21 protein-coding genes, 1 pseudogene and 1 riboswitch are annotated in these 23952 nt (G+C 35.6%); of the genes and pseudogenes, 2 read left to right on the forward strand and 20 right to left on the reverse strand.

Annotated elements, in window-relative coordinates; translation table 11 throughout:
• Window positions 1-56 precede the first annotated feature (56 nt).
• The 5 genes and pseudogenes from C240_RS13075 to C240_RS13095 all read right to left on the reverse strand — a co-directional run bounded on the left by C240_RS13075 (window position 57) and on the right by C240_RS13095 (window position 6214).
• A pseudogene (locus tag C240_RS13075) lies at window positions 57-1462 on the reverse strand (IS3 family transposase).
• Window positions 1463-1495: 33 nt separating this feature from the next.
• Window positions 1496-2500 carry a LacI family DNA-binding transcriptional regulator gene (locus C240_RS13080; RefSeq protein ID WP_271496522.1) on the reverse strand — a complete coding sequence of 335 codons (1005 nt, stop codon included), beginning with the start codon at window positions 2498-2500 and terminating at the stop codon, window positions 1496-1498.
• 20 nt (window positions 2501-2520) lie between these two features.
• Window positions 2521-4002, reverse strand: coding sequence for a UDP-glucose--hexose-1-phosphate uridylyltransferase (gene galT / locus C240_RS13085; protein WP_271496525.1), 1482 nt, complete (start codon window positions 4000-4002; stop codon window positions 2521-2523).
• A gap of 11 nt (window positions 4003-4013) precedes the next feature.
• Window positions 4014-5003 carry a UDP-glucose 4-epimerase GalE gene (gene galE, locus C240_RS13090; RefSeq protein WP_271496528.1) on the reverse strand — a complete coding sequence of 330 codons (990 nt, stop codon included), beginning with the start codon at window positions 5001-5003 and terminating at the stop codon, window positions 4014-4016.
• A 50-nt stretch (window positions 5004-5053) separates the two neighbouring features.
• On the reverse strand, window positions 5054-6214 hold the full coding sequence (locus tag C240_RS13095) for a galactokinase (protein ID WP_271496533.1): 1161 nt from the start codon (window positions 6212-6214) through the stop codon (window positions 5054-5056).
• Between the two features lie 191 nt (window positions 6215-6405).
• Here C240_RS13095 and C240_RS13100 point away from each other — a divergent pair, with 191 nt between their 5' ends.
• The gene (locus C240_RS13100; protein ID WP_087639359.1) at window positions 6406-6573 is read left to right on the forward strand and encodes a DUF3042 family protein; all 168 of its coding nucleotides are present in this window, start codon (window positions 6406-6408) and stop codon (window positions 6571-6573) included.
• Window positions 6574-6764: 191 nt separating this feature from the next.
• On the opposite strand, the gene C240_RS13105 is transcribed toward C240_RS13100, so the two are convergent.
• The 15 genes from C240_RS13105 to C240_RS13175 form a co-directional block, all read right to left on the reverse strand.
• The gene (locus C240_RS13105) at window positions 6765-8624 is read right to left on the reverse strand and encodes an FAD/NAD(P)-binding protein (protein WP_271496541.1); all 1860 of its coding nucleotides are present in this window, start codon (window positions 8622-8624) and stop codon (window positions 6765-6767) included.
• Window positions 8625-8661: 37 nt separating this feature from the next.
• Window positions 8662-9018: a DUF488 domain-containing protein gene (locus C240_RS13110; RefSeq protein WP_271496544.1), complete on the reverse strand. Its 357-nt coding sequence runs from the start codon at window positions 9016-9018 to the stop codon at window positions 8662-8664.
• A 135-nt stretch (window positions 9019-9153) separates the two neighbouring features.
• A complete protein-coding gene (locus tag C240_RS13115) occupies window positions 9154-9555 on the reverse strand; it encodes a rhodanese-like domain-containing protein (RefSeq protein WP_271496547.1) in 402 nt (133 codons plus the stop codon).
• A gap of 15 nt (window positions 9556-9570) precedes the next feature.
• Entirely contained in the window at window positions 9571-10542 is a 972-nt protein-coding gene (locus C240_RS13120) for an ROK family glucokinase (RefSeq protein WP_271496552.1), read from the reverse strand.
• The gene (locus C240_RS13125; RefSeq protein WP_271496555.1) at window positions 10543-10758 is read right to left on the reverse strand and encodes a YqgQ family protein; all 216 of its coding nucleotides are present in this window, start codon (window positions 10756-10758) and stop codon (window positions 10543-10545) included.
• A gap of 17 nt (window positions 10759-10775) precedes the next feature.
• Complete coding sequence (locus C240_RS13130; protein WP_271496558.1) at window positions 10776-11486, reverse strand: rhomboid family intramembrane serine protease; 711 nt, start codon at window positions 11484-11486, stop codon at window positions 10776-10778.
• A gap of 9 nt (window positions 11487-11495) precedes the next feature.
• The gene (locus C240_RS13135; RefSeq protein ID WP_271496561.1) at window positions 11496-12035 is read right to left on the reverse strand and encodes a 5-formyltetrahydrofolate cyclo-ligase; all 540 of its coding nucleotides are present in this window, start codon (window positions 12033-12035) and stop codon (window positions 11496-11498) included.
• A 99-nt stretch (window positions 12036-12134) separates the two neighbouring features.
• On the reverse strand, window positions 12135-13058 hold the full coding sequence (locus tag C240_RS13140; RefSeq protein WP_271496564.1) for an alpha/beta fold hydrolase: 924 nt from the start codon (window positions 13056-13058) through the stop codon (window positions 12135-12137).
• A 167-nt stretch (window positions 13059-13225) separates the two neighbouring features.
• Window positions 13226-13945, reverse strand: coding sequence for an MIP/aquaporin family protein (locus C240_RS13145; protein WP_271496566.1), 720 nt, complete (start codon window positions 13943-13945; stop codon window positions 13226-13228).
• A gap of 1 nt (window position 13946) precedes the next feature.
• A complete protein-coding gene (glpO, locus tag C240_RS13150; RefSeq protein WP_271496569.1) occupies window positions 13947-15782 on the reverse strand; it encodes a type 1 glycerol-3-phosphate oxidase in 1836 nt (611 codons plus the stop codon).
• 18 nt (window positions 15783-15800) lie between these two features.
• On the reverse strand, window positions 15801-17309 hold the full coding sequence (gene glpK, locus C240_RS13155) for a glycerol kinase GlpK (protein WP_271496572.1): 1509 nt from the start codon (window positions 17307-17309) through the stop codon (window positions 15801-15803).
• A 239-nt stretch (window positions 17310-17548) separates the two neighbouring features.
• The gene (locus tag C240_RS13160) at window positions 17549-19024 is read right to left on the reverse strand and encodes a helix-turn-helix domain-containing protein (protein WP_271496576.1); all 1476 of its coding nucleotides are present in this window, start codon (window positions 19022-19024) and stop codon (window positions 17549-17551) included.
• Window positions 19014-20348: an FAD-dependent oxidoreductase gene (locus C240_RS13165; protein WP_271496579.1), complete on the reverse strand. Its 1335-nt coding sequence runs from the start codon at window positions 20346-20348 to the stop codon at window positions 19014-19016. Before C240_RS13165 ends, C240_RS13160 begins: the two co-directional genes overlap by 11 nt.
• Before the next feature lie 239 nt (window positions 20349-20587).
• Complete coding sequence (locus tag C240_RS13170) at window positions 20588-21502, reverse strand: LCP family protein (RefSeq protein ID WP_271496582.1); 915 nt, start codon at window positions 21500-21502, stop codon at window positions 20588-20590.
• 127 nt (window positions 21503-21629) lie between these two features.
• Window positions 21630-21798, reverse strand: a riboswitch (M-box (ykoK) riboswitch).
• 215 nt (window positions 21799-22013) lie between these two features.
• The gene (locus tag C240_RS13175; RefSeq protein WP_271496585.1) at window positions 22014-22406 is read right to left on the reverse strand and encodes a DUF4809 family protein; all 393 of its coding nucleotides are present in this window, start codon (window positions 22404-22406) and stop codon (window positions 22014-22016) included.
• A 721-nt stretch (window positions 22407-23127) separates the two neighbouring features.
• Between C240_RS13175 and C240_RS13180 the strand changes: the two genes are divergently transcribed.
• Window positions 23128-23808 carry a DNA-directed RNA polymerase subunit omega gene (locus tag C240_RS13180; protein ID WP_271496588.1) on the forward strand — a complete coding sequence of 227 codons (681 nt, stop codon included), beginning with the start codon at window positions 23128-23130 and terminating at the stop codon, window positions 23806-23808.
• Window positions 23809-23952 lie beyond the last annotated feature (144 nt).

The raw sequence follows: 23952 nt of genomic DNA on the forward strand, positions 1-23952 counted from the left end.
TGTAGTGACCCCAAGAAGTTAGACTTTTTGTAGAGTGGATTTCTCCACTCTATTTTTTATGCAGTTTTTTGATTGAAATGTCGAAATTCTACTGGGCTTTTCCAGTTAAGTTTTTCTTTGATTCTATAATGATTGTAATAATGAATATAGTTCTCAATGGCTTGTCGTAACTCATTTTGACTTTGATAAACTTTTCCATAATACAATTCTTGCTTTAGAATACTGAAGAAATTCTCCATAGGAGAATTATCTAAGCAGGTTCCTTTCCGAGACATACTTTGAAAGATACGATTATCCTTTAATGTTTGTATATAGGTGTTCATTTGATAAGCCCAGCCTTGATCAGAGTGGAAGGTGCGACGATAGGGACAATCATTTGTTTGAGAAATTGCTTCTTCTAGCCCTGCCATAACTGTTTTACCATTTGGTTGAGTAGAAAAGCTGTAACTTAGAATTTCACTGTTATACATATCCATAAACGGATCTAAATATAGTTTTTTCTGTCGAAGAATGCCCGCATCATCTGTTTCATAGTATTTAAATTCAGTTGTATCCGTCGTAATTTTTTGATGAGAGACCGAAGTTTTGAATCTTCGATGAATCAAGTTTTTAGCTACTTTCCCAACAGTTCCTTTATATGAATTATATTTCCTAGATTTCTTGGTAAATGCTTTGACTTGTAACTGTAGCTTTTGAATTAATCTCTGTACTTTCTTTTTATTTACTTGATATCCACGTCGTTTCAATTCCTGTGTCATTCTTCTATAGCCATAATGTTGATGTTCCTTACGAATCGCTTGAATTTCTTCTTCAATCATTTGTGTTGAAGTTGTTCTGTCGAAGCGTTTTTGCCAGTACATGTAAGTGGCTTTTGGAAACCTTAGGGTTTCCAAAATATCTTTTAATCGAAAGTGTCCTCGGAGGCTGTGAATGGTTCGCGCGATTCTTTCATTTTTTGTTCGTCCTCTAAACGCAGCCTCCTCAATTCTTTTAAATAGGCATTCTCAATTTTTAACATTCTATTTTCTTTTTCTAGTTTATCTAATTGAGATTGTTCACTGGGTAATAATGGCTGGGTTTCATTTCGTTTTTTCTTAGGCATTATAGGTGGACGTCCTTTCTGTTTGGAGAGTCCATCTATACCAAGATTCCGATATGTTTTAAGCCAATTCGCAATTAATGGTGGATTGTTCATTTTGAGAAGATTGGCCACTTCTTGATAGGAGAACTCTGTAGTTAAATACAACTCTATCGCATCTAACTTAAATTGAACAGAGTAATTCTTACTTTTTCGACTACGAAGTAGTCCTTCTTCACCAAGTTCTTTATAGGCATTAATCCATTTCCTTATTTGAGAACTATTTTTAAACCCATATTTTTTTGCGAGAAACCGTGTACCTCCTTGACCAGATAAATAGTCATGGACAACCTTAAGTTTAAATTCAAAACTGTATTTTGCCATACAAAAAAACCTCCAAAAGTTAGATTTCCAGGTCTAACTTTTGGGGGTCGGCTCATTCGTTGAGGCTCTTTCAATAAGTTCTGTCGCAATCATTATTTTTCTTGCAACCGGAGCAGTTTCATGAATAATTGACAGAATTGTTTCAACTGCTAATTCACCTAGCCACTCAGTATGCACTTTTACAGTTGTCAACGGCGGGCTAACATATTTTGCCACACTAATATCATTAAAACCAATAATTGAAATATCTTCCGGCACTCGATAGCCTGCTTCTTGGATAGCTTTAAGTGCTCCTATTGCTATAGCATCACTTGCCGCAAAAAATGCTTTGGGAAATTCTTTAGGCTGTTCGGCTAGATATTCTTTCATTATTTGATAACCACCAGTTACTGTAAAAGGGCTTGTTAAAATCGTCGCTTTAGTCAATAAATTTCGCTGTCCCAGTTGTTCTTTAAAACATACTAAACGTTTATCTTCCAGTAGTTCATGACTTTTTAACGTATATTCTTCCCCAGCAATGATCCCAATCCTCTGATGTCCTTGCTGCATAAAATAATTCAAAACAGAGGACACACTTTGATCAAAGTCAATGACTAAAGAATTATATCCTAATGATAGCGCATCAAAATCAACAAACAACAAGTTCGAATTCAACTCAAATAAGTAATCCGCTTGTTCTTGGTCAAATTTTCCCAAGGCGAGAATCCCATCTACTTGCTCTCCATCAAGTTCGTCTAACGATCGCTTAATTAAATCGATCTCAAGTTCTTCGGCTTTTTTTTCAATACCTAAACGGATTGACAGATAGTAAATATCTTCCAATTCTTCTGCCTCATCATACCACTGAACCAGCATAATTTTAGCTTTGGCTTTCTTAATACTTTTTTTGTGTTTTGTATAGTTTAATTCTTCTGCCGCCTCAAAAACTTTTTGCTTGGTTTCGATGCCAACAGAAAGATCTGAATCATAGTTTAGTACCCGAGAAACAGTGGCAGGTGAAACGCCTGCTAAATTTGCTATATCTTTAATTGTTGCCATCTTTTCACCTGCTCTCTTTTTTATAAAGTCTCAATAAATCGCTTAAAGGCTGCTTGCCCTTCATCTGTGCGCTTATACACACCTGCATCCGCCAATACACGAGCAAAAATATTGCCCACTTCTTTTTGGATAATCGCTTCAGCATTAGCTTCAGTAAAAGTATACGTTTCTTTCATCTGATCTGCCCAGTTTTGATGATAGGCAGCAATCTGATTGTCTTTGTCTAAAACATAGTTTTCAACTGCTTTAAGTTCATCATTTAAACGCGGTGGTAAAATCGCTAATCCCATTACTTCAATTAGTCCAATATTTTCTTTTTTAATATGTTGAACATCTTGATGAGGATGGAAAATACCGTCCGGAAACTCTTTGGAAACATTATTATCACGTAAAACTAAATCTAATTCAAACAACTTACCTTTCCGTCGAGCGATTGGTGTAACAGTGTGATGAGGCGTTCCGTCTTCTGAAAAAGCTTGAATTGAGACACTTTCATCTGAATAATTACGCCATTTTTCTAAAATCATTGCTGCCGCTTCAACTAAATCTTCTGCACTTGGACCTTGAAGACGAATCACCGATAAGGGCCACTTTACAATCCCTGCATTTAGCAATGGATAGTCTTTTAATTCAAAATATTGTTCAACTTCTGCTTTTTCCATTGGAAACGTATGACGTCCTGCTTGATAGTGATCGTGTGTTAAAATTGATCCTCCAACTATAGGTAAATCAGCATTTGATCCAACAAAATAATGCGGAAAAACTTCTACAATTTTAAGCAGACGTGAAAACGTCTCCTTTGAAATAACCATTGGGCGATGTTCTTCTGAAAGAATAATCGAATGTTCATTGTAGTATGCATACGGAGAATATTGGAATCCCCAACTTTCTCCGCCTAAATTCATCCGAATAATCCGATGATTCGTTCTTGCCGGGTGATTAACACGACCCTTGTAACCTTCGTTTTCCATACAAAGTAAACATTTTGGATAATTTATTGATGCAGCTTGAACAGCTTCTGCAATCTGTTTGGGATCTTTTTCTGGTTTAGATAAGTTAATGGTTATTTCTAATTCACCATATTCTGTTTGCACCGGAAATACAATATTTTTAGCAATCGCCCTTGTTTTAATGTAATAATTTTCTTTGCTTAGTTTATAAAAGTAATCTGTTGCTTCCGCTGGATCTTTTTCATAATGTTGAGCAAAAAAAGCATTGACTACTGAAGGTGGCGGTGTCAAAAAATCCATCAATTGCGCTTCTAGAATTTCTACAGCACTTGTGCCAGTTTCTATTACATTATTCTTTTCAGCTTGTGTTACTAGCTCATCCAGTAAATCTACGGACGTCCTAGTTACTTGCTTGGGCGGAATAATTTCTAATGATTCTTCCCCAATTGCCGCAAGTACACGGTTTTGCAAGTAGAGACGATCTAACTCCATCCAGCCGCCAGCTTGAATGGCTAATGTAACGAAATCTGTAATGGTTTGGCTAATTGACACAATAATTCCTCCTAGTCTTCATATCCTTTTGGATGACTGACATGCCAGTTCCAAGCAGTTTGAATAATTTGTTTGATATCGGTTGTTTTCGGCTGCCAGCCTAAGATATTTTTAGCCTTTTCACTTGATGCCACTAATCGACTTGGATCTCCAGCTCGACGGGGCAAAATTTTTGCCGGAATTTCTTTTTCTGTTACTTCACGAGCTGCTTCCAGCATTTCTTTGACTGAATAGCCATTGTTGCTGCCTAAATTGAAAATATTGCTTTCATTACCTTTTTGCAGATAATCAAGTGCAGCAATATGAGCCGCAATCAAATCTTCTATATATACATAATCGCGGATACAAGTACCATCAGGTGTGTCATAATCATCGCCATAAATACCTAAATATTCTCTTTGACCTAAAGCTGTCTGTAAAATAATTGGAATCAAATGTGTTTCAGGATCATGATCTTCACCAATCGAAGCATCTGATTTTGCTCCGGCTACATTGAAATAACGTAAGGCAACATACCGAATACCGTATGCATTATCACACCATTTCATTATTTTTTCCATCATTAACTTGCTTTCGCCATACGGATTTTCAGGATTTGTCGGCATACTTTCAACAATCGGCATCTCTTTGGGTTCTCCGTAAGTCGCTGCTGTTGAAGAAAATACGATTGTTTTCACGCCAAACTCTTCCATTACTTCTAAAATAACTTGAGTCCCGTATACGTTGTTATTGAAATACATCAATGGTTTTTCCACTGATTCACCCACAAGGGAATTGGCAGCGAAATGAATCACACCGTCAATTGATTCCTTTTTAAATACTTCTTGCATAAACCCTTTATCGCGAATATCGCCTTGGTAAAATCGTGCCTTTTCATGAATCGCCTTTTTATGACCAGTTAAAAGATTATCCACTACCACAACATCGTACCCTTTATCTATCAATTGATCTACAGCGTGAGAACCAATATAGCCTGCACCGCCTAAAACTAAAATTGACAAGTCGCTCGCCTCCTATTTTATATTAAACTAATTTCTCCATCATTTTTATTTTACAGCTTTCTAGCGCCATCATCAATGTTCGCAACATAAAAATCTGCTACATAGCCGATTTTTTCTTCATAGCTAGCGCTCACTTGTTTAATAAACTCTTCTAAAACGCTTTCCTTAACTAACGCAATTGCGCAGCCGCCAAACCCAGCACCGGTCATTCTTGCTCCGAGTACACCAAGTTGCTTTTGCGCGGTTTCAACTAAGGTATCTAATTCGATTCCAGTAACTTCGTAATCATCTTTTAGTGACGCGTGTGAAGCATTAAGTAATAATCCAAAAGTCGCTAAATCATTTTGTACAAGAGCTTGTTTAGCTTTTAGTGTTCGTTGATTCTCTGTCACAGCATGTTTTGCCCGCTTAATCAATGTGTCATCAGCAATAACTTGTTTATTCTCTTCAAACTGCTCATCTGTCAACTCACCTAAAGATTGGATATCCAAACTAGATTGAAGGCGACTTAAGGCCAACTCACACTCCGCGCGACGTTCATTATATTTTGAATCAGCTAATTCTCTGCGTTTATTAGTATTCATAATAACAATTACATACTCGCCAAAAGCTGCTGGCACCATTTCATAGTCTAACGTATTCGTATCTAGCAATATTGCCTGATCTTTTTTTCCCATACCGATAGCAAATTGGTCCATAATGCCTGAATTTACACCGATGAATTGATTCTCCACTCGCTTCCCTGTCAGTACTAAATCTAGCATGTCAATTCCCAAATCAAACTGGTCATTCAAGAGGACACCTGTCAATAATTCAATCGAAGCAGACGATGACAAACCAGCACCATTGGGAATCGTGCCATAAAAAAGAATGTCCATCCCTTGATTAATTTTATAGCCCTCTTCTAATAAATAGTAGATCATGCCTTTAGGATAGTTCGTCCAATCATGCTCCTTGTTATAAGTTAAATCGGCTAAAGAAAGTTCAATAATTCCCAATTCCGCAAAATTTTCTGAGTAAAAACGAAGCTTTTGATCTTCACGCTTCCTGACTGCTCCATAAGTGCCAATCGTAATTGCCGCGGGGAAAACATAGCCGCCATTGTAATCTGTGTGTTCTCCAATCAAATTAATTCTTCCAGGAGCAAAATACAAACCTTCAGGATCATTACCAAATACAGAATAAAACAATTCTTTTAACTGATTTTCCACATTCGTCACCTCATTATTTATTTTAGTAAATTAATTATAAAACGTTTACTAAATATTTTCAATAGTTTTAGTTAAAAAACATGTTATTCGACTTCATTCGTTTCCCAGACACTTCTTTTTTCAATCTATTGGATTTTTTTCTTACTTTGGTTCATAATATAACTATGCAAATAACGGAAAGGAGAATGTATATGAAAAAATTTATTTCAGGTATGTTAGTAGGAACTGCTGTAACATGTGCTGCAGTTGCCGGATTAGCCGCAACAATCAAAAAAACGGTGATTGACCCAATCGAAGAAAAAGAAGATATGATTGAAGAAAACCGCAAAAAAGCAATGCGCAAACGTATTTCACGTTAACAAGAAAAGCGGAGCAAACCGTTTAAACCTTGAACAAATTAGAAAAATACTGAGAAGATGCTCTTTATCTTTTCAGTATTTTATCTATTTGTTGAAAGGTTTGGTTTGTACAGCTGGATCTTGAAAAGCGGAGCAAACCCTTTATTCGTTGTACTTTTGAGTAGTTTCTAAAACAAAAAAGAAAACACAGCTCACTCAGCAGTGTTTTCTTTTTTCTTGTTTTCAAAAATAGTTTCAGCAATTGTATCTGCTTCTCTTAAATTCCAAGGATCTATCCCAGGTCTTGAAGTCGCTGCAGTTAACCAATGCAGACCTTCTGTTGGAATCCCATAACAAAACAATCCGGAAATTTCCTGACCTTTTGCTGACAACAATTGATTCGTTTTTCTATTCACTGATAAAGCACCCGTTTGAACGACTTCTTCAGAATCTAGTACAAATTGATGCAATGTTGCAATTTTATCTTTTAAAAGTTGTTGCATAAGTGGATTTAAACTCAATTGATTAGCTGTTTTTGTCACTCTTGCTTCTATTAAAAATTGGGTTTTATATTTTTTATCAGGAAATTTTTCAGAATACGCAACAAAACAATCCGTCTCTGTTTCTATCTTCATTTTCGGCCCAATAATTGTGACTATTCCAGCTTTAATCAAAGCTTTTAATTCAGCTGTTCGTTCTAAAGGAGGTCCAATTGATAAAAAAGTATTCAGTGGTGTAAACCAATCCCATAACCATTTTTTCGTATCGTCATCTGAAAACAATTGATGATCCAGCATAAAACGAATCTCATCCCTTAAATCTTTTAAACAATCAAAAGCGGCGGTAACTGGCCCTAACAAAGTGCCTTTTTTGGCGTCCTCATAGTCAGTGGTCAAATACTCAATCATAAAATGCTTAAATGATTCTGACTCATGTATTTGCTGATCGGGGTGCTGAACAACTGACCAATCCCAATATTCTTTTTCATTCAAACCATACTTAGTAAGTGCTGATGTCGCACCTTTTGTCCGAACAAATTCTTCACTAAATTTTTGTAGATTTACGTCAGGATACCCCTCTTTAATTAATGTAGTATAATAAACAAATTCTACTTCCTTTTTCAAAAGTTCAAAAAAACGTTCTGCCGGAAATTGTCCTTTTCGTTTTATTTTATTTAAGCTTTTTTCTTTTAAAAATCTTGGTCGATATTCTTCACCATAGCCTTTTTGATTTTTACCTCTAGCATGATAGGGAATTCCCCGACCTGAACCAGCAATGATTTTTGGTTCTTTTCCAGAAGGAATATAAATTAATTCCCCATTTTTTTCTTTGAAAATACCGCCGCGCTCACTTGTCAATAACGTTAAATAATCGAAGAAAACTAGTCCTAAACCTCTTAGTAAAACTGGGCTATTTTCCGTAATCGCCTCAAGATGGGCATCAGCTGCATTTTTAGGAGAAACATAGAATAAGCGATGTTCGCTGGCATACGTCGCTAAAATTTGCTCTTGCTCTGTTAACTCATTTTCTTGGTGTCCTAGTGCTAAAATAACGTAATCCACTGTCGTCTCTACAGCTCTTGTATAAACTAAAAATTGATCTTCATGCATTTTTACAGCACGAACAGTATCTTTAAAGAATTTTACCGATGTTTGTTCAGTCATTCTCGTTTGAATATACTCATAAAACCATTTTTGATAAATTCCGTACAAAACTCTGGAACAATGATCGTTTGCTTCTAACTTCTCGCATTCTTCTACAAGCTGAACTCTATGTTCAAAATGATGTTTTTGAATATAAGCAATTGCTTCATTTTTCGCCCATTCGTATAAATTAGGTCCTTTAGCAACGGGGCCATTAGTACTCAGTGTTTCATCTGTAAACAAGGTAACTTGAGACACCACTGAGTTCATCATCAAGGCAAATGACTGAGATTCTCGCCAGACTTTTCCGCCCGGACCATTTGGATCAAACATGGTAATTTGGAGTACTTGCTCTTCTCTCGACCACTCGACAATCCGCTCTAAAACAGAAAGCCCTCTTGGTCCACCACCAACAATCGCTATCTTCATACGGGACCTCCTTTCATCTAAATTTTTAGTTTTCCAATTAATTTTTTTGCTCCAGCGCTTCTTTTAGTACAACAGCATTATTATATTTTTCATCTTTAGCACTGTAGATCAAAGTAACTTTACTATGATTCTTTATGATAGCTACTAGCTCTTGAAATGCCTCTTGTGTGTTGCCTAATTGTAGTTCATCCAAATATTTTTGTCTAAACTCCGTAAATTTATCAGGCTCATGATGAAACCACTGTCTCAACTCTTTACTTGGTGCCACTTCTTTTAACCAAAGATCTAAATGCTCTTTTTCTTTTGACATTCCTCGTGGCCATAAACGATCAACTAAAACACGATAGCCGTCACTAGCCTCTACTGGTGCATAAGCTCTTTTTAACTGAATCATTTTCGATCACCTCATCTTTATTTTAGCCTAAAAATAAAAAAAAGAAACCAATTACAATTTTTGCTAAAAGAAAAAGCATAGGGAAGAACACACAACTCAGCAATTGAGCCGTTGCTTTTTTCCCCATACTTTACATTATTGCATATTTTTCTTTTTCGTTTTTCCAGTCCAGCCTTCATAGCCGCCCTTCAAAATATAAAGGTCAGTATACCCTTTTTTACGTAATAAATTAGCTGTACGAATACTTAATGATTTTTTTTGATCATAAATATAAACTGGCTGATCTTTACGGATTGAGTTTAAAGTTGTTTTCATCATTGTATATGGCATGTTGCGCGCACCTAGAATATGACCTGCATCAAATGAATCTTTTTCACGCACATCAATAATTTGAGCTTTACGCATGTTTTCTTTAAACTCATCTTCTGTAATGGTTTTAGCAGAGCGTTTTGCCATAATTCGAAGATATAGTTCGTTTCCTCCCATTGCTAGTAAAATTGTTATCAAAATAAGATTAATAATCCACAAAACGTTCATTCTAAAATCCCTTTCTTACGCTTTCTCCATAAATTGTAATGCTAATGAAGCGGCACCAATCACGCCAGCTTCGTTGCCTAGTTCAGCAAGTTTTACTTGTGTGCTATTACGAACTTCCGGGAATGTAAATTCTTCGAAATAAGTTTGAACACGACTACGTAAAAACTCACCCGCAGCAGAAACGCCACCGCCGATAACCACACTTGACGGATTCAAGGTATTACCGACATTTCCGATAGCTAAACCTAAGAAATAACAAACCCGATCAACCACCATTAGGGCAAATGAATCATCTGATTGAGCATAGTCAAATATCTCTTTACTTGAAACATCTTGACCATCATCAATCGCTTGTTTTAATTGAGAATTGCCCGCATATTCTTCTGACATATGACGAGCAACCCGCACAACACCAGTTGCACTAGAAACAGTTTCTAAACAACCACGTTTGCCGCAGGTACATTCAAAACCACCGGGATCGACTGTTACGTGACCAATTTCACCCGCACAGCCATTGACGCCATGCAACAAGTTGCCTTCAGCAATAATTCCACCGCCGACTCCTGTACCCAGCGTAATAAACACCACATCCGGATTGTTTTCTCCAGCGCCTTTCCAGCGTTCACCTAAAGCAGCAACATTCGCATCATTATCCAGAACAAAATCAATCCCAGTCGCTGCTTCGACCTGAGCTTTCACTGCTTGTTTTTTGGTCCAATTTAAATTATAAGCACCAACAACCGTGCCATTCACAATATCCACACTTCCTGGAGTGCCCATACCAATACCAATGAAATCTTCATGCTTCATATCATAAAGAGCGATTCGATGGTTAATTGATTCGATAATATCCGGCACAATATGACTACCTTCATCTTGGACATTCGTTTCAATACTCCATTTTTGCTGAACCTCTCCATTTACTGTTAAAATAGCAAATTTAATTGTTGTACCGCCTAAATCAATCCCAATCAGTTTCTTATCCATTTAATCGGTTCCTTTCTCAGCCTTACTTTCTTCAATCCGATGCTCTCTTTGTAAAACACTGCGTGCGTGTAAATACGTATCACGGTCAATCAAATGACCTTCATAAATATTTTTTAGTTCGATCATCATTAACTCGATATCATAAATCCGCGCACCTACATAAATGTAAATACCAAACTGTTTAAATAACTGTTGCACATCATATAACGTTTCCATCGAAATGCACTTCCTTATTATACAAGTAAACCGTATTTTTTAAAACCCAAGACTAGACAAATAACTAATACAAAAACAAAAATTATTCCCGCAATAATCCGCTCATGGATATTGAACTCTTCCGAACGATCCGGCACAGCTAAAACAGAAGCCACTAATAGTCCCCCGATTAATCCGCCGATGTGTCCCATAATATCCACTGAACTACTAAATAAGTTAAAGATTAAATTAATTCCGATAAATGTCGCGTATCGCTGAACCATAAAAGAAACTGCCGGATTATTCTTAAAATGACGACCTAAAATAATAAACGCGCCGAATAATCCAAATAATGATGTACTCGCTCCAGCTGAAATACTTCCTGCTGATCCAAAGGTAAAACTAATCACATTTCCCGCAACACCACTTAATAAATAAATCAGTAGATAACGCCAATGTCCATAGATACTCTCAACTTGAGACCCGACAAAATAAAGCGTTACCATGTTTACTGCAAAATGCAGCCACCCAATATGTAAAAACATCGGTGTAAAAAAGCGCCAGTATTCATGTAGAACAACAATGTACTCACGTGCCATTGCACCCCAATTAATAAGAACCATCCCATTTTCAGAACCGCCAGTTACTTCCATTCCTAAAAATACGATAGTCGTAATTCCCAATAAAAAATAAGTGATTAATGGTTGTTTCAACAATCTTTTTATCTTCATTTGTGTTTGATAATTCATAGAGACCTCCTAGTTAATAAATAATCGTTTGACTGGCAGATCAAATGATTCTACTTGCCAGTTTTCTTGGATCTGTTCGCTGAATACCAAACTGCACGTTTCCCCATGATAGTTTTGCAAAAATCGATCATAATAACCGCCACCAAATCCCACTCGAAATCCTTGTCGTGTAAATATAATTCCAGGCACAACTAGTAAATCAATCTTATCACCAGCTATTTCAGAAGCATCTACAGGTTCTTCAACACCGAAAGCTGTTCGTTCAAAAACCGTTTCAGGTGTAATTTCATGAAAAGTTAATTGACGATTTTTACCAGCTTTTGGCATTACCATTTTTTTGCCCGCTGCCCATCCAGCCTGAAGGATTTGGTATGTATCAAATTCAATCGCCATTGATTTGGTAATTGCAATTGTTTGCGCCTTTTCCCAATAAGGATCGCAATAGAGTGCTCGACAAATCATCTGCTCTTTTTGCTCTTTTAGTGATGGATGTTGAGAAAGCCAAGTTAAATTTGCTAATCCGATCTTCCTTAATTCTGCTTTGTCCATCCAATCCCTCCTATCAAAAACTCAATAAATCCTTTATTTTTCAAATTTCAACTCTATAATGTAGTTTATAGAAAAATGCTCTAAATAGCAAACGGATTTCTAGCTCTTATCGTTAGAATTTAGTCGTTTATTTAGCCATTGACTAATCGTTTTATACACTTCCAGTTTTTCTGATTCAAATAAAATTTCATGACGAAGTTCTCTGAACAATACTAATGAAATATCTTTTACGTGCGCTTCATTTAGTTCTTTTGCTACTTTCCTTGGTCCTCTGCCAAAGTCTCCCACCGGATCTTGTTCTCCGCTAATAATTAAAAACGGCAATTCTTGTTCAACATTATGAGCCCAATTTTTCCGAGTCGCTCCGTCAACTAAACTAAATAACGTATAAAACCCATTATTCGTAAACGTAAATCCCATTCTGTGATCTGCTTCGTAATTGCTAACATTCTCTTGATTCTTACTTAACCAGTTAAATCTTCCGTTTTCCGGAAATCGTTTACTATAGTCACCAAATGTTAATTGATCCAACCATTCATTCGTTGTATTAGGTGCTGTCTTATTCAAAATACTCGTTACAGAAAGTCCAAAGGAAAGCATAGCTGCTCTTTTTCCAGTCCCCATTAAAATCGCACCAGAAATATTTGGTTGATATAATTGCAAATAGTTACGCAATGCAAACGAACCCATGCTATGCCCTAACATAAAATGCGGAAGTTCAGGATAATGTCTTTCAATCCAAACGTTTACATAGTCAATATCTTGCAAAACAAGTTTTACAGAATCGCCTTTGCCAAAATAACCCGTTCCAGATGCGCTGGATTCTCCATGTCCTAAATGATCGTGACCAACCACGACGTAACCTAAACCAGTGAGATATTCAGCAAACTCTTTATATCGTTCAATGTATTCAGCCATTCCGTGAATGATTTGAACCGTGCCGATTGGTTTTGCTACAGGCTGCCAGCAAATAAAATGACTGGTGGTCGTTTGATCTGCGGATAAAAAAGTTTCATGTTTCATCGGTTTACCTCTTCTTTGATTGATAGTTTTTATTATATAGAAGATAGCTGAAAATTTGAAGGAAAATCCAGTCAACTTATAGAGTTTTTTACTAAAATACACAATCTTGTTCACAGCAAAAAACAGAGCAGCTAAACACTACTCTGTCGTTCAATTTATTTATATTATTAAACCATCATCATGTAGACACCTGATGCAATCGCTGCACCAAGGACCGGTCCCACGATCGGCACCCATGAATAACTCCAATCTGAAGTACCTTTTGTTGAAATCGGTAACATTTGATGAGCCAAACGAGGACCAAAATCACGCGCTGGATTAATAGCGTATCCTGTTGGACCACCTAAAGACAAACCAATAGCTAAAATTAGTGAACCGACAACAATCGGATTTAGTCCATCTGTAAAATTATGTTGTGAAAATGAAAGCAATCCTAAAATTAATACAAATGTTCCAATTGTTTCTGTCACCATATTTGCCGGATAATTACGAATAGCTGGTCCTGTAGCAAAAGTTCCTAAAACGGCACCTTGATCTTCTGTCGCCGACCAATGAGGTAAATATGCCAGCCAAACCAAAACAGCTCCTACTACTGCACCAAGAACTTGAGCGATAATAAATGGAACGACCAAACTCCACTCAAAACTGCCAGTCATCGCCATAGCAATTGTTACCGCCGGATTTAAATGCGCTGGTCCCATGTAACCTGCAATATAGACCGCCATCGTTACTGCCATCGCCCAACCAAAAGCAATCACGATCCAGCCGGAAGCTTCAGCTTTACTCTTTTTTAAATTAACTGCAGCACACACACCATCACCTAATAGAATCAAAATCATTGTCCCTAAAAATTCACTAAAAATCTGTGTCATATTGGAAGTGTCCATCTTACTTCGCTCCTTCTTTTAATGTACTTAAATCAGATTCTGCTATCAATTGGTTCAATTCTTGCGTATATTGTGCTTTTTGTTCATTTGTCCAGTTAAAGTAGCTTGCCATTTCAGCAATAACACCCTGTTTTACTTGATCCAGTGTATCTCTCATAAACAATAAATGATTGGTTCTCCGCACAAGATAATCAGCAGGTGTTAGCACCATTTCATTTTCTAAAGCATAGTGCAAACCTAATGTTTCAGCTAAACTCAAATCGTTTGCTGGTTTGGTTGCTGTGATTTTATCAAATAGTTGTGTTACGTTTGAGCCATAAAGATGTGCCAAATATTCTGCTTCTTCTTGAGTTAAACCTTTTTCTACACCGTATTTTGCTAATGATTCTATTTCAGCTTCTGCATTTGCCGGATCGATTTTACCACCAGAAACTGAGTAATTTTTAGAATCAATTAATTGAAAATCGTCATTGAATTCTTCTTTTAAAATACGTTGAATTTCTTTCAATGCGCCTTCAGCCATTTTCCGATAATCGGTAATTTTACCACCTGATAAAGTTAACAGTCCATCTTTTGAGCGCTCAAGCAAACTTCCTCTAGAAACAGCCGAAGGATTTTCCTTACTTTCAGCTAGCGAATCTTCCAAATGATTTAAGACATTTTCAACGTCAAAACGCGATACTTTTTGTTGCTGATATTTTTCTACAATATCAATCACTTGATCGAAACTTTCATCGGAAACTTTACCGTTATTCCCACCATTATAATCTGAACCGCCATTTTCAGAAATTAATGGTCTAAGTCCCGCCCAGCTAGCTTCAATATCATCAATAGTTACATTTGCTTCTGGATAGCGGTTATTAACGATTTCCAATAGATAATCTACATCTTCTTGGGTAACCGTCGGATGTTCGTAATCACCTGTATAGTCAGTATCAGTTGTACCGAAATATGTTTTCTTTTCTCTTGGTACCACGAAAACCATCCGGCCATCATGTTTACCTGTATCAAAATATGTTGGTTGAGGAACAAATAATTTACTGCTATCAACGACTAAGTGAACGCCTTTTGTTGGGCGCATTTGCGGAATCATCTTTTCTTTTGTATCTAGCCCACGAACTTTATCAGACCATGGACCAGTAGTATTAATCACTACTTTGGCTTTAATTTCAAATACTTCATCCGTCAATAAGTCCTGTGCTTTTACACCAATAATTTTTCCTTTATCATCTGTAAGAAACCCAATCGCTTTGACTTTGCTGACAAGATGACCGCCATCAGCCGCTGCTTGTTTAATATTTTCAATCACTAGACGGGCATCGTTATTTCTAAAATCTAGATAGACGCCCCCGCCAAGTAAACCTTCGCTTTTTAGTTGAGGCTCTCTTTCAAGAACTTCTTTTTTTGTTAATGTGTAGTTTTCATATTTCGTACCAATCACATTTGCCAATCGGTCATAAAGATCCATCGCAACTTTTACAGAAAACATATTAAAGGTTGCTTTAGGCTCGTCATAAATCGGTAAAAGCATTGGATCAGGTTTCGGAATATGTGGTGCAATCGATTGAACCACTGCACGTTCTTGGACTGTATCTGCTACAACTTCTACGTCAAAATTTTTCAAATAACGAATACCGCCATGAACTAATTTAGTAGAACGGGAAGAGGTTCCTTCAGCGAAATCCTGCATTTCAATTAATCCTGTTTTTATACCAGAAGCACTTGCCTGTATCGCAACACCTGCACCAGTAATACCGCCGCCAATTATTAATAAATCTAGTGTTTCTTGTTTCATTTTTTCAATAGATGCTGCTCTGGTTTTTATGGAGAAAGTCATACCTGTTCACCGCTTTCATTATTTTGATTTATGTTTAAACATTTGAGTTGCTGCAACAGCTTGCTGCCAGCCTTCATATAAATCATCGCGTTCTTCGTCAGGCATTTCCGATTCAAAGATTTGCCCTTCTTCGTAAAATGCTTTTAGCTCATCTAAGTCTTTCCAAAATCCAACTGCTAAACCAGCTAAGAATGCTGCACCTAATGCGGTGGTTTCTAAGTTTTGAGCACGTTGGACAGAAGTATTTAAAATATCTGCTTGAAATTGCATTAATAAGTCATTATTCGCTGCTCCACCATCAACTTTTAAAATTGGAATATCAATTCCTGTATCGTTTTTCATCGTATCGATGATATCTCTTACTTGATAGGCAACTGCTTGCAACGTAGCTTTGACAAAATCTTCTCTCGTTGTTCCTCTGGTTATTCCAAACACCGCACCACGAGCATCGGAATCCCAATATGGAGCGCCTAAACCAGTAAACGCCGGCACCACATACACCTCATTTTTATTGTGAGATTCTTTAGCAACGGCTTCTGATTCTGCTGCAGTTTGAATCATTTTTAAGCCATCACGCAACCATTGAACAGCTGATCCTGCAACAAAAATACTACCTTCTAAGGCATAATAGACTTTGCCATTAATACCGTACCCAATTGTTGTTAGCAAGTTATTTTCTGAAAGCTGTGGTTTTTCCCCTGTATTCATTACGATAAATGAACCTGTACCATACGTGTTTTTAACCATGCCTGCTTCAAATGCCATTTGACCAAATAATGCTGCTTGCTGATCGCCTGCCATTCCAGAAATTGGAATTTCACTACCATAGAAATGATAATGTTTGGTTAAACCATATACTTCAGAATTTGATGTCGCTTTCGGCAGCATTGCACGCGGTATATTTAATAGATCTAGAATATCTTGATCCCATTCTAATTCGTGAATATTAAACAACATTGTACGGCTGGCATTAGAGTAATCTGTCACATGAGTTTCTCCGCCAGTTAATTTCCACACTAACCAAGTATCGATTGTTCCAAAAAGTAATTCGCCTTTTTCGGCTCTTTCTTGGGCACCTTCTACATTATCTAAAATCCAGCGAATTTTTGTTGCTGAAAAATAAGCATCTACTACTAAACCAGTTTTTTTGTGAATCATATCACCTTGACCATCTGCTTTTAATTGGTCCGCAATTGGCGAAGATTGGCGGGATTGCCAAACTACCGCATTATAAATCGGTAAACCTGTGACTTTATCCCAAACAACTGTTGTTTCCCTTTGATTGGTAATACCAATCCCAGCAATATCGGAAGGTTTAATGCCAGACTCAATCAAAGCACCAGCAATTACAGATTGAACAGAGTTCCAAATTTCATTTGCATTATGTTCCACCCAGCCAGCTTTCGGAAAATATTGAGTAAATTCTTTTTGAGAACTACCGATGTTATTACCTTTTTTATCAAAAATAATTGCTCTGGAACTTGTTGTTCCTTGATCGATTGCCATGATATACTTTTGTTCTGTCATTTCTGTTTCCTCCTTAGGTTTTAAAACTGAGTCAAGCTACTTTATATAGAACAGCTTATATGAAACCGCTTTATATTTTATGTATTTATCTTAAACGCAAATCTCTTTATAAAAACGTCAGCTTTTTTCTAATTTTTAAAATAATTGAAAGTTTTCGCCTAATACTGTTTAAAAGCAAGATAAAAAAGAGTTAAAATAACAAATATATTCTAACCCTTCTTACCATCATACAGATTTACTCACTCTTTTTTTCCATTTAGTTCACGTATTTTCGTCCTAATTTGTTTAATATCATATTCTGATCCAAGCTCTGATAAAACATACAGTTCTGTTTTAGTAGGATAGGCTTGCGTCCTTAAAATATTGGTAATCACAAGGTCATAAGAGTGTTTAGCGTTATAGGATTCAATCACTACACCATTTAGGTTCTTTAAACTTAACACAAGCACCTGAGTCAACACTTCATTGTAAAGACGGTCCATTTTAAGATCTATTCCTACACGAGTTTCACCAACAATTTCAAAATCAATAATCGCCATCACACTTAAGTATTTTACCAACGACCATTCATGCAAGTTGTTTCCTGGTTTATACACTTCTTCAAAACAATCCAAGCTAGTCTTCAATAAATTTTTAGAAAAATCCGCCAATTGCCGACTGGATAACTGCTGCTCTTTTTCCCAAATATTTTCTCTGTCAAACAATTCAAGTTCACCTTTAAAAAAATACAAGCGACTATTAATCTGCGAAACATAATAAAAAATTTTCTTTTCAAGTTCGGGGAAGAACTTTTTAGGACGATAATACAAAATCATGTGCTCCAACACAAATGTATCTGCTAAAGAAGTCGGTGTCCGCCGTCCTCGAATTAAACTATATTTATTAAAATCTGCCTCTGCTATAACCGACATGCTCGTTAGAAATATAAAATGCAGCAAACTTTCTTCTTCATCAATTTCAAGAGGATAGCGGCTAAAAAAACGAATAACAAATGAGCGCAATGTTTTAAAAAATGGATCTTGCTCATAGCTCTGACTTTTTTGATAAAGCTCATTATGAATCTTTGATTGTATCGCGATCCTCTTTTTACTAATCGTCAACCACAAGCTTAATTTTAATTTGCTATGTTCATCAAAAGTCAGTGCTAAAGCTTTTTCTAACGCTTCAATAATCCTAAAATTTTGCACAGTCATTGTTTTTTCTTGATGAACTTGATATGAAGTTAAAAACCAATACATCTGAAAATAAAAATATCGAATTTGTAACTCTTCTCCTTTTAACTGCCCATTTCGGATTTTCAGCTCAAATTCAGCCAATAACTGATTTAATTCCTTAATTTTTCGGAATAAAGAAGATTCACTAATCATAAACTTAGTAGTTAATTGAACAATTGTAAATTCCTGATATTGAAATAAATAATCAATCAATTGGAACTTAATCGACGCCCGCACATAATCATCAATAATTTGGTTAATCGAAAACGTATCTGACATGTGAAACGCAATCCATTGTCCATCATAAAATAAAGAACATTCAGCTTCATATGGCTTTAAGTAATAACCCAACTCTTCTAAATCACTTTCTAAAGAAGCTTTTGAAATCCCCAGATAGTTCAACAGCTCACTATCTGCTATACGTCCACCAGCTAAAATTACTTTTTTTAAAATACCAACTTCTCTTGCCTCTTTTTTATCCAGTAATTCTTCAACTTTCATTGGCTTCACTCCACAAACCTGAAAAACCTAAATGATTCGTAATATCTAAAACTGTCGAAAAATAAGGATGATACAAAAAGTCCTTTTGATATAAGTCTTCAAGTGTCTGACCCATTTGAATCCCTAACGCTAAGGTATTAATTTTCTCCAAGATATTCGTCTTTGAAACTAGTTGAGCACCTAAAATTTTATGACTCTTTTTTTCAAAAATAATTTTACCGAAAATCGTTTGACCATCAGAAGCTAATGAACTTTTTTGCTGAACATGAGACACAGAAATTTCTTGTTCATAAAATAACCCTTCTGCTTCTGTTAAACCGGTACTTGCTATATAATAATCTGCTAATTTTGTGCCAATCGTCCGTAGCGAACCCACAAATGGCGTTGTTTGTTGCACTAAATTTTGTGCAACCACTAGACCTGATCGAACTGCGTTATTCACTAAAGGTATATAAAAAGATTCACTTGATAAACTGTATGGAACTTGAATACAATCACCTATGGCAAAAACATCCACCTGAGAAGTTTGCAGAAAATCATTGACGTAGACGGTTTGATCGGTATGTGTTTTAATCGTTTCATCTAAATAACGTAAATCAGGACGCACATTCATCGCAAAAACTGCGTTGTCACAAGTTTCTTGTGATTTTCTAGTTTCTAAAATAAGTCCCTCTTCTATCTCCGTTACTTTTTCAACCGTTTCTTCAAAATGAAAAATTATACCTTTTGCTTCCATTTCCGCTTGCACAGGCTGAATCATTTCTTTATCAAAATACTTAAACAATAAATAATCCATTTGTTCAAAAAGATGCACTTCTTTGCCTTGATTAATTAACGTATCTGCTGCTTCTGCACCAATTTGACCACCGCCGATTAACGCAATCTTTCGACTACTAGCCAATTGTTCAAGTGCTTCTAAAACACCCGGTAGAAACTTATATTTCAATACTTTCTCTGAATCACTGCCTTGGATTTTTTGTGACCATTGACTCGATCCTGTTGCTAAAATCAATTTATCATAAGAAAAATCATAGGTTGTTTCTTGCTTTTTACATTTCACAATTTTTTGTTTTGTATTCATACCGACTACTTCAGTTTCTGTTAACAAGCGAATATCCTGTGTGACCAATTCTTTTTCAGAAATAAATCGTGCTTCCTCAATTGGATTGATTTTTTCATTGAAATATAGATTGATACCACCTGGCAAATAACCTACCGTCTGCTGCCTCTCAACCAAAACAATCTCTGCCAACGAATGTTTTTTTCTAATGGCCAAAGCGGCTGAAACGCCCGCAAAAGAAGCCCCAATAATTACAACTTTCACACGAAGACCTTCTTTCTAATAAACCGTTTTCTTAAAGAATAACATAGGCGAAAGAAAAAGGTACAGAGAAATGCTAGAGTACCTGAATAGCTTATAAATCAACAAAAAATGACTGAGACATAACTCTATGAGTTATGTCTCAGCCACGTGGAACCCTGACAAATAGTGGATACAGAAGCAACCACTGTACTGTATTCAGATCACATTCAATTCCAGATTATTCCCTATTTATAATTCACTTATTTTTTCAAAAATTCTTGAATCGCTTCAGCATTTTGCTGTTCATCCAACAAAATTACACTACCGGAAGGTGTATCATCATCAAAATCCCATGATCCTTCAACTGGCACTGACAATGATTCCAACGGTTTGACTTTTCCTGTCAGAAAATCTTTTGCCAAATCAATTAACAAACTAGTCGGAACATTCGTGTCAATTCTACCAACTATTTTCCCTGCTACTTGAGGCAATTCCCAAAGTGGAATCAAATCTTTTGACTGTTCAATTAAAGCATCCATTACTTGTTGCTGACGTCTAATACGTCCGAAGTCCCCTTCTTCATCCATTCTAAAACGAGCGTACTGTAACAAGCTATTACCATCCAATGTTTGCTCACCTTTATGGATATCTACTCCATCTAGATTAATGTCTTTTTCTGAGTCAATTGTGACACCTTTAGGATACAATTCATCAATAATTTCACTGAATTCTTTGAAGTCTAAAATTACATAATAATTAATCGGCAGGCCAAAACTAGTGTTCAGCACTTCTTTTGTTAATTGTGCACCGCCATAGGCATAAGCTGCATTAATCTTATCCAAGCCGTGATCGGGAATGTTAACATAGCTATCTCGCATGATCGAAACCAATTTAGGTTGTTTCGTTTTTCCATCATAATGCGCCACCATTAACGTGTCTGAACGCCCTTGATCCTCGTCATCATCTCTTGAATCATTTCCGACCACCATGACTGTCAGCTCTTTATCACTTGATTGTTCATCCCCAGTAAAGTTTTGATTTTTTGTGGAGACTACTTGAGCTTGACTTTCTTCTTTAGCATGTTGAAATGAAACTGCCGCATAACAGCCGGCACTAATCACGACTAAAAGAATTGAGAGCAAACTAATGACAAGTATTTTTACAGATTTTTTCATTGTGAATTCCTTTCTACAACTCAATTGATTACTTGTATACAAGAAAATCCCTTCGCCAAGATCGCTCAGCGAAGGGAATAGATTACTGGGTACTAAAACATGACTTTTGTCATTTTATACGCTACCTAGATCTTCTCTTCGTTGAGTTTTAGCACTATATAACGTAAAAAGTCATACTTTTAGCTACTTTGAATAACGCCTTAATTCGACGGAATTTGTCCTACCCATGCCTGTCTTTCGACATTTCTGAGCAGTAGCCTATGTTTATATAGGAGCCTCACCTAACAAGTATTTAATTCATTGTAAACTATAAGCTTATAATAAGATAATGTCAAATTAAATTCGTTAATTTTGAATTAATAATTAAATATAAAAAAACGAAAAACTACTGTTTAAAGCAAATAAAAGGACATTTATTCCAAACACATCTTTGCTTTTTCTTAAATATTAACCCAAAATTCAATAACCACCCGTAAGTTAGAATAGTGTTAATAATGAAATTCCAACTAGGTTAAAAGCTAAAGTCCAATGCATCAATTGAAAAAATCGTTGTTAAAATTTCATTTACTTTAGCTGCCAAGCTCTCTTTATTAATTAGTTGATTATTTGTTTCAAGCTGATTTTTTTCATTTGAATAGGTCAAATAATCGTAATCTTCTTTAAGCGTTACTTGATAATCTGCTTTTTTAAATAAAATATAATCATCTAATACATCCATTTTATATTCTCGTTTATAACCATTTTCTAAAGCTATCGCCATGACAAGTGTGTTAACCGTCACTTCTTCCAGCGGGATTGAATGTTCATTTAAGGTCAATGTGTAGTTAACATCTTCGATAATTCCGCAAACATTGCAACCTCCATCAAGTAAATTAACTGTACTGCTGATTATCGCTTTTTCCATTGTTTCAGATCCTTTCTCTTACCTTCAAAAATCACTAATTCTATTATAACAAAAAATAATGGTTGTAACCTTAATATAAAAAAACAAAAACACTCTTTTTTTCCTTATCTTCTAAAGTTGTGTCTTGCTCACATACTTAACTGGCCTAAGTTGTCTCGTTATCGGAACAGGAAACCCCTGTACAGAATCGGGTGTCATTTCATAATCTCGAATAACCGAAGTATTAGTTTCATTTGAAAGAACCAGACTCTTCATTTTAATGATCGATATATTTTTATATCTAAAGTTTAAAATAAAACTGATTATCTAAGTCAGCCTTATTTTAGACTTTTTTGTGAATAAAATATCTTTTTCATATTTTTTTGTATTTAAAAATTAAATTTTTCCCTCTATCACACGTGTTATTTTTCCCATGGTAACGCCTCTCTCTTTTATGTCAAGTCAGTTCTTACTCCCAATTATTAAAAACGGAATCTTACTATTTGATAGTGAAACATCTTACATATACAAATAAATACTTACCTAAAATAAGTTATAATATTATAGATAACTAACATTTTCCTCAAAGCTAATTTTAGTTCTTTTAAAACATAGTTGTTATTAATTAAATCAAAAAAATAATAGGCATACCAATTCAACAAAAAAAAGCTTGACTATCATAAAAATAAAACATATTATTTAAAAGCAATTTAAAAACAACCAAAAGAAAGAGGAAACCATTATGAAAAACACACTAAAAAATAAGTCTGTAATAGCGGTGTTAAGTATTTTGTTGATTATCTCATTTTCATTATTCACATTAAAATCAGTCGCAGATAATGTCATTCTATGGGGTGGGGAAGATAATGTAGATAAACTCAATACAAACCTAGACCAATTGGATAGCATGTTAAATACAAAAGAGCAAAAAATCACAGATTTACAAGCTCAAATTAATCAAAGAAGTACCCAACTATCTCAAAATGAAACAGAATTAAACAATTTGAAAACACAAGTGACTAATTTAACAAACGAAAAAAATCAGTTACAAGGAAATATTACTTCCTTACAATCTCAAGTAAACAGCAAAACTGCTGAAGTCCAACAAAAAATTGCTGAATTACAACAGAAAGATGTCCAAATTCAACAAAAAATTGAAGAAGGCAATCAAAAAGAAGCCGCTAAACAACAAGAAGTTGATGCAAAAAATAGAGAAATTTCTACACTAAATCAAAAAGTTAATGATATTACTGTCGAAAAAAACAACCTTAAAACACAATACGACGATTCTCAACAAAAATTAGTGGAAGCTACAAACCAAATTTCTAGTTTACAAGATTATGTAAAAAAATTAGAAAAAGCTAGAAATGATGCAGCAACCGTTACAGCCAAATCAAACCAAATTGTTAATCAACATAAATAAGTTATTATAAAAACGGGAGAGTAACTGGGCATAACAATCTGGGTTATATCTATGTCAGCGAAATTCGATGATGAACGATACAAGGTACAAAATGTCCGTTGCTTCCTTTAATGCTCTAAGAATTGATGACTTAGATAATTGGAC

This window comes from Enterococcus sp. 5H, from assembly GCF_028128615.1.
Lineage (GTDB): Bacteria > Bacillota > Bacilli > Lactobacillales > Enterococcaceae > Enterococcus_L.